The sequence below is a fragment of the Clostridium sp. genome, assembly GCF_036646415.1.
Lineage (GTDB): Bacteria > Bacillota > Clostridia > Clostridiales > Clostridiaceae > Clostridium_J.
Genome location: NZ_JAVXMF010000049.1, coordinates 1 through 8,267 on the forward strand (window position 1 = coordinate 1; position 8,267 = coordinate 8,267).

4 protein-coding genes are annotated in these 8,267 nt (G+C 32.7%); 2 read left to right on the forward strand and 2 right to left on the reverse strand.

Annotated features, from left to right (window positions below; all coding sequences use genetic code 11):
* Window positions 1–458 (forward strand): transposase (locus tag RSD37_RS16340; RefSeq protein ID WP_346947796.1); only part of this gene is annotated, 458 nt, incomplete at its 5' end.
* A gap of 160 nt (window positions 459–618) precedes the next feature.
* Here RSD37_RS16340 and RSD37_RS16345 read toward each other — a convergent pair.
* On the reverse strand, window positions 619–5,397 hold the full coding sequence (locus RSD37_RS16345) for a S8 family serine peptidase (protein WP_346947797.1): 4,779 nt from the start codon (window positions 5,395–5,397) through the stop codon (window positions 619–621).
* Window positions 5,398–5,764: 367 nt separating this feature from the next.
* On the opposite strand from RSD37_RS16345, the gene RSD37_RS16350 reads away from it, so the two are divergent.
* On the forward strand, window positions 5,765–6,427 hold the full coding sequence (locus tag RSD37_RS16350) for an NAD(P)/FAD-dependent oxidoreductase (protein ID WP_346947799.1): 663 nt from the start codon (window positions 5,765–5,767) through the stop codon (window positions 6,425–6,427).
* Between the two features lie 181 nt (window positions 6,428–6,608).
* Here the strand turns inward: RSD37_RS16350 and hisS are convergent, their stop codons facing one another.
* Complete coding sequence (hisS, locus tag RSD37_RS16355; protein WP_346947798.1) at window positions 6,609–7,925, reverse strand: histidine--tRNA ligase; 1,317 nt, start codon at window positions 7,923–7,925, stop codon at window positions 6,609–6,611.
* Window positions 7,926–8,267: the final 342 nt, after the last annotated feature.

Genomic DNA, 8,267 nt, shown 5'->3' on the forward strand with positions numbered 1-8,267 from the left:
ATATGAAATATGACGATTTAAATGATCAATATACATGTCATAATGGTAAGATTTTGAAAACTATAGGCACTACAACTAAAACTTCTAAAACTGGCTATGAATCTATAGAATGTGAGGATTGTAGTGACTGTATACATAAAACTAAATGCACAAAAGCTAAGGGAAATAGGAAAATGCAAGTTTCTAAAAACTTCATCGCTAAAAGAGAAATCTCCTATAAAAATATCTTATCGGATGAAGGTGCTCTTTTAAGAATGAATAGGTCAATTCAAGTTGAAGGTGCTTTTGGAGTATTAAAAAGCGATTATAATTTTACTCGTTTTTTTACTCGTGGAAAAAATAACGTTAAAACCGAATTTATTATGCTATGTTTTGGATATAACATAAATAAATTGCATGCAAAAATTCAATCTGAAAGATGTGCTACTCACCTACATCAACTGAAAAAAGTAGCGTAAAAACGCCTTAAATCTGGTTGTTTATTTAAGTGCGCCTAAAAATAAACAACCGAAGGTTTTGGATGTTAAAACTCAACAAAACCTTCGGTTATTTTTATTTGGAATAGCAAAAGGAGCGACGCTCCATAACTTAATTAGTTATTTTGCGACGCCCCCTTGTTTATTTCTTCCTTTTTAAAGCTAATGCTCCAATTGCAGAAGTAATTATTCCACCTAAAACCATTAATCCACTTCCAACAATTCCACCTGTTTGTGGTAGATTTTTTCCTGGTTTGTTTGGTTTATTCGGCTTTTCTGTACTTGGCTTTTCTTTTTCTTTTTCTTTTTCTGGTATTTTATACTCTTCAACTTCACTTATATTTCCTGATTTGTCTATAGATCTTGCATAGATAGTTGCTTTTTCAGATACTGTTACAGTTTCTGTATAAGTTACCCATGTTTTATTATCTAAGCTATATTCCATTTTCACTGTATCTTCATCTGCTGCAGTTAATTTTACTTTTCCATTTGCCTCAGTTATAGACGGAGCTTTAGGTGCTGTTCTATCCGGTACTATATAGCTTAACGATTGACTTGCATTACCTGTTTCATCTATAGCTCTTACATATATAGTTGCTTTTTCTGCTACTTCTACAGGTTCTATATAAGTTACCCATGTTTTATTATCTAAGCTATATTCCATTTTTGCTGTATCTTCATCTGCTGTTGTTAATGTTACTGTACCCTTTGCTTCGGCAACATTTGGTGCTGCAGGTGCTGTTCTATCCGGTACTGTATAAGTTAATACTTCACTTATATTACCAACTCCATCTATAGCTCTTACATAGATAGTTTCTTTTTCAGATACTATTATAGGTTCTGCATAAGTTCCCCACGTTGAATTATCTAAGCTATATTCCATTTTTGCTGTGTCTTCATCTGCTACTGTTAATGTTACTTTTCCATTTGCTTCAGTTATAGCAGGAGCTTTAGGTGCTGTTTTATCTGGTACCGTATAGCTTGATGTTTCACTTACATTACCGTCTTCATCTATAGCTCTTGCATAAATACTTGCTTTTTCAGCTACTTCTACTGGTGCTATATAAGTTACCCATGTTTTATTATCTAAACTATATTCCATTTTCACTGTATCTTCATCTACTGAAGTTAATGTTACTTTCCCATTTGCTTCAGTTACAATTGGAGCTGATGGAGGTACTATTTCATCAACTTTATTTATAACAACTTCTTGAGTCGTAACGTGTCCAGCCTTATCTAAAGCTTCAATTACTACTTTGTTTTCTCCATCAACTAAATCAACTTCATAAGCTAATTTATATTCAGCAGCTGATAGATTATCAAAGTATGCCCAATCAGGATCTATATTTTTAACCATATTTCCATTTACTTTTACTTTCATGGTTGGTAAGTTATCTGTTAATTTACCTGAAATGATTATAGAATCTTTAGTAGTTTCTTTTGGTATTCTATCCAATTCTATAACTGGAGCTACTGTATCTATAAATACCTTGTGTGCAAATTCTATTTCATTATTTGCAGCATCTCTAGCAGCTACCATAATACTATGATATCCATCCTTTAATTCTACTTCAGCAGAGAAGTTCCAATGGCCTGTATTGGTATCAAAAGTTAATGGTACATTTTTACCGTTAACAGTAAATTCAGCAATTGCTGAAACATCTTGTACAGTTCCTGCAATAGTTACTGTGCTACTATTCACTGTTCCAAAGAATTCAGGTCCTGTCACCATTACAGCTGGGATTGTTTTATCCCCTTGTGCTGGTCCTGTTGGTTCTTTAAATTCTCCACTTATAGCTTGTGCTAGATTAATAGTTTCTTTGTTTCTTGCAAAGTCATATACTTCTACAGTACAGGTTGTATAGTCTACATCTTTTAATTCAAAATTACCTGTATCGTTACTTGCAATTTCTTTTCCATCATTAATAACTACATACTTATAAACATTACTTGCATTATTGTCTTCTGCAACTACTGTTAACTTACTAGTTTCTTTATCATAGTCAACAGATTTTATAGTTGGTTTAACTGTATCTACATTTACCTTAAAGTCAAGATTTTGCCACTGTGCATCCTCAAAATCTATTTTAGATTTAACTCTATAGGTATACTGACCATCTTTAACCACATTATTATTAACTTTTCCATCCCAATTAGCAGAATTTAATATACTGAATTTAGGTTCTTTCCCACCATCATAGTAATGCTTTCTAAGATCTGCTTCCTTAATTACTGTTCTTATAACTTTTCCATTACTATCTAAAATCTCAACTTCTAACTCTTTAGCATTTCTTAGATATGAAAGCACAGGAGTTATAGCATCATTTGATCCATCTCCATTTGGTGAAAAGGCTATTTTATCTCCATTGCTTTCTTCATTTATATCCACTCCTAAGAACTCCATTTTATCTGCAGATACAAGTGAAGTAAATCCATAGAATGAAGGATTTTCTTTATCATATATTGAAGCATCTATAATTGGAGCTTTGTCCCATTCTCCTTTAAAGCCTACATATGGAATGCTTAATTCTGGGTTAATATCCTTTGAATCCTTTAATGTAACAAATCCTTCTACATATCCTCCATTTTTAAACATTTCTTCTACAGAAGTTCCACTGTCACATCCAACAGCATTAGCTAAATTTATAGTTCCAGTTATTTTAGCTGTTCCCTTTACAGGTACAACAACTTGGTCCACATTAAATGATATAGGGAATTTTCCACTATCTTTATTGATTATATTTTGAGCCTCAAGGTAAGTATATTGTGAATCAGCTAAATCTGTTTGAACTGTACCATCAACCTCATAAGTTAATTCTTTATCACTAAAGTTTGTAACTGTAATATCAAAGGTAGCTGTGTCTCCCTTAATCTCTTTTAAGTTAATTTTACACTCTCCTGTACTATTTTCAGTAACTATAGCAGGAGTTGTAGTTGCTGCTTGTAAATCCATAACTCCAGCACCTTGTCTTCTTGGTGATGTGTAATTAGCGCCTGCAGTTGCTCCATATTTTTGATACTTACCATTATCTACATGAGCCTTAGCTGTACTCATTAATAAGTTTTTAGCCATTAATGCTCTAGCATCCCCAGTTAATGCAAATTCTTTATCAACTCTTTGAAGTACCAATGCAGATCCTCCAGCAACATGTGGTGCTGCCATTGATGTTCCATTCATACTTGTATATTTATTGTCATTAACAGTTGACCATATTTTTCCGCCTGGAGCTGTAATTTCTGGTTTAATCTCTAAATTTGGAGTTGTTCCCCAAGATGTAAAGTCTGACATTTTTCCCGCTTCTGGATTAACAGCCGATGCCAATTTTCCATTTAAAACAACAGTTGTTTCTTCCAACTTACTTTGTTCTGAAAGTTTACTACCATGAGAATTCCCTATAAATATTGCTGGAATTGTACCACCCTCAGGATACATCATGTTAATAAGACCCTCACCACCGCTAGCATGATTGAAAACTATAACCCCAATTGCGCCAGCTTTTTCAGCATTTGCTATCTTAGCAGTAAAATCATATCCACCACGTTGAATCAATGCAATATTTCCTTTAACTTCTGGTTTAAACTCATCACTAGTTCCACCAAGTCCACAATCAACTACCTTAAGTTCTTGTCCTTTAAATGCTTCTAGTATATCTGGTCCAGAAGTAGCATATGGTGCTATACCAGCTACCCCATTTATTTCATATTCTAGTCCTGATCCCTTCATCATATTATTTTCAATAGATGCTACTTGAAGAGAATCTGTAGCAAGTCCTGGAGCTCCAACAACACCATAATCCGGGTTCGCTGCATATGGATTGTCATATCCATCTCCAAGTACATTTGAGTTACCAGCAGATATTGCCATAACAACACCGTTGTCAACAGCTCTATTAACAGCTGCTTGTTCTAGGTCATTATCATCAACATAAGCCGCTGTAGAACCTAAACTCATATTAACAACGTCTGCTCCAAGAAGAACAGAGTCATCTATAGCTTTTACAATAACATCACCAAAAGTTGATGGCATAGATGGATTGTTTCCAAATACCTTCATAGCAAGGATTTGAGCTTCAGGAGCAACTCCCTTAATTCCACCATTTTCAGTATCACCATTAGCTCCTACAGTACCAGCAACATGCATTCCATGCATAGATGCGTCTGGTCCTAAATCTAAGATTTCTTGGTTTCGATCCATATAGTTATATCCATAAGGTACTTTTGATGTTCTATAAGTACCAGTTAAATCATTTTTGTCTGCTATAGCTTGTACTTCATCAATTTGAAGTTCTGCCTTGTCAGGACTTGTAAGTATCATATCTCTATGAGATGAATCTACTCCAGTGTCTACAACTGCAACAACTGTACCTTCTCCATTATATCCTAGTGCCCAAGTTTCTTGAGACTTTATTATCTCATCACTACTATCCATCATTGGCTCAGGTCTATCATATTCATTAGCTATTGTAACAGCTTTAACACCCTTCATTCCTTCAATTTTCTTAGCTTCCCCTAATGTAGTTTCTACGCTAAATCCATTTGCTACGTTGGTAAAGCTATTAATTACTTCAAAGTTAACACCTTCATCATTAATCTTATCCTGTACAGAACCTTGATCTTTTAAAATTGATTTTTGAATACCCTTAACTTCAGCAGTACTCATCTCATCAATTTTTAAGCCTTTCTTAGTAGCAACTTGAATCACTGGCTCACCTTCAAGTTCTACAACAACTCTAACTTTATCAGAGTCCTTAAGATCTTTAAGAGCATCCTCCTGTTGAATCTGAGCTTGTAAAACCATAAGTTGTTCTTTGCTATCTGCTAGTGTCTTTACTAATTCATTAGGCATAGCAAACGCTGATGAACTAGATCCTAACACTAATGAAAGTGCAAGTCCAGCAGATATACCTTTTTTAAAATTCATTAAATTACCCCCCCTTAGTATAATTACAATATTTAATAATAGTAACTATGAATAATTGGAATTTTAATTATTCACATTCCATTAAATACCATATTAGCATTATTGGAATATTTTACAAGAAAATTTTTCCTTTAAATTCCTCTACAATTTTCTAAGATGTTACATCTTTTTATTATTCACTAATTTTCTTCAAATTGTGTATATTAATTTTCAACAATTTACTATATAATATTTCTCAAAGTGATAATTGCCTTACATATTTCATTGTTATTTTTTACAATGTCATCGGAATTATTTTATTTCCCATTTATTTTATATATAGATTTTAATAACAAAACTACACAAAATTTAAACAATCGGGAGGTATATCATGAAAGATTTATTAAATAAAGGTGCTGTTATTCAAAGAGATAAGGAAACCTATGCTATAGCACCGCATTTAGTTGGAGGTGTTGTTACTCCTCAGCAACTTAGAGATATAGCTGATGTAGCTGAGAGATACAATGCTGCCGCACTTAAACTTACTGGGGCTCAACGTATTGCCATCGTAGGATTAAAGGAAGAAGATATAGATAAAGCTTGGGCTGATTTAGATATGAAACCTGGCGCTGCTATTGGTCTCTGTGTTAGAAGTGTAAAAATATGTCCTGGAACTACCTTCTGTAAAAGAGGTCTTCAAGACGCTATGTCAATTGGTTCTAAAATAGATGATGCTTTCCATGGAAGAGACCTTCCTAATAAATTAAAAATTGGGGTTAGTGGATGTCCTAATGCCTGTGGAGATAGTCACACAAGAGATATAGGTCTAATAGGTGGAGTTAAGGGATGGATGCTTTATATCGGCGGTAAGGGTGGTGTTAAGCCAAGACTTGGTGATAGGATAGCAATTAATATACCTGATGAGGATTTATTTAAATTAGTAGAAAAAATCATTGAAGTATATGATGAAAATGCTGAGCAAAGAGAAAGACTTGGAAACTATATAGATAGAATAGGGTTAGATGAATTTAAAAACCAAATCGGTTTATAATGTTAACTTATGTTTTAAGTATGTATTCATATAGACTTCAATAATCAGCTAAATCATAGCCATAATTAAAAATAGTAAAAGGATTAAGGCTGAATAATTCACCTTAATCCTTTTATTTTTTATATTTATCTTAACAGACTGTTGAAATTGTCATTAATACTTGTTTAAGACATAGAATATCTTATTTAGATTTTAAAATAGAAATTCCCTCTTCTACAGAAACTAAAGTTTGATCTCCACTTTCCATATTTTTAAGAAGTATTTTATTTTCAGTTTTTTCAGTTTCTCCAATGATTATAACATTTGGAATAGCTAACTTATTAGCATACTTCATCTTTTTAGGGAATTTTCCCCCTTCAAGATATATATCAACTTTGACTCCAGCTTCTCTTAACTCATTACAAACCTGAACTCCATACTCAAAGTCTTCATCCATTGGAATTACTAAAACATCAATTAAAGAGTTACTATCTAAATCTATAATATTACTCTCCATAAAGCTCCAGAATAATCTCGTAAGACCGATAGATATTCCAACTCCAGGAAGTTTTTTCTCTGTGTAATACTGGGCTAAGTCGTCGTATCTTCCACCTGAGCATACAGAACCAAACTCTGGATAATCATCTAAGAATGTTTCGTATACCGTTCCTGTATAATAATCAAGACCTCTAGTTATTTTAAAATCTATGATATAATTTTTATCTGGAATACCAAAGGCTCTAATATATTTATTTACTGTCTCAAGTTCTGACACACCCTCAAGAAACCTTTCATGAGTCACTGAACTGTTTTTTAGCATCTCAATCTTCTCATCATTGCTACCTTCAGTGGTAATGAACCTTATTAAAGTATCAATTCCTTCACTAGTTGAGATATACTGACTTAACTCTTCTCTAACCTTTTCTTCGCCAATTTTAGCAAGCTTATCTATACTTCTTAAAACTTCTGTACAGTTATCTATATTTAGACTTTTTAAAAATCCATCAAGAATTTTTCTATTATTAATTCTAATTTTAAAATTATCAAAACCAAGTTCCTTAAATATTTTGTAGATTGTACTTGGAATCTGAGCATCATTAACAATACTTAAAGTACCGTTTCCTATAACATCAACATCACATTGATAGAACTCTCTAAATCTTCCTCTTTGATTTCTTTCCCCTCTATACACCTTTCCCATCTGGTATCTTTTAAAAGGAAAAGCTATCTCCTCCATGTGTTGTGCTACATAACGAGCAAGAGGTACTGTTAAGTCAAATCTCATTGCCATATCAGTGCTACCCTTAGTTAATGTATAAATTTGTTTCTCTGTATCTCCACCAGTCTTTGCAAGTAGAACCTCACTTTTTTCAATAATAGGAGTATCTATTGGAAGAAATCCAAAGGACTCATAGTTTCTTCTAATTACATCATAAACATTATTGAAAGCTACCTGTTCTCTTGGTGTAAGCTCCATAAATCCTGGTAATATGCTTGGCTTCGTAATTTTTGTGCTCATTAATCATCTCTCCTTAAATCTATAATTTTTAATATTAAATACCTTCATATAAATTAAATTTATTTAACTTTTATAACTTTTTCTAGATTAAAAAACTTCTTAATCTTCATATTGGGACATAATATCTCATATATAACCTATGGTTTTTATTAAAATAAAAGCTCTATTATAACTTTATATAAATAAAAAATCCCTAAAGACACTAGTATCCTTAGAGATTTAAACTTCTATATCTCCATAGATACATTGCCTTCACACAAATAGGCCTATATCTATGGTTTATTTTTAAACCTAAGATTATAAGACCTTGTAACTATGATGATGTTGATGTTTTTCATTTAT

Excerpts from the sequence above, each read along its gene's own strand:
- hisS (WP_346947798.1), bottom strand. The coding sequence starts at position 7,925 with ATGAGCACAAAAATTACGAAGCCAAGCATATTACCAGGATTTATGGAG.
- RSD37_RS16345 (WP_346947797.1), bottom strand. The coding sequence starts at position 5,397 with ATGAATTTTAAAAAAGGTATATCTGCTGGACTTGCACTTTCATTAGTG.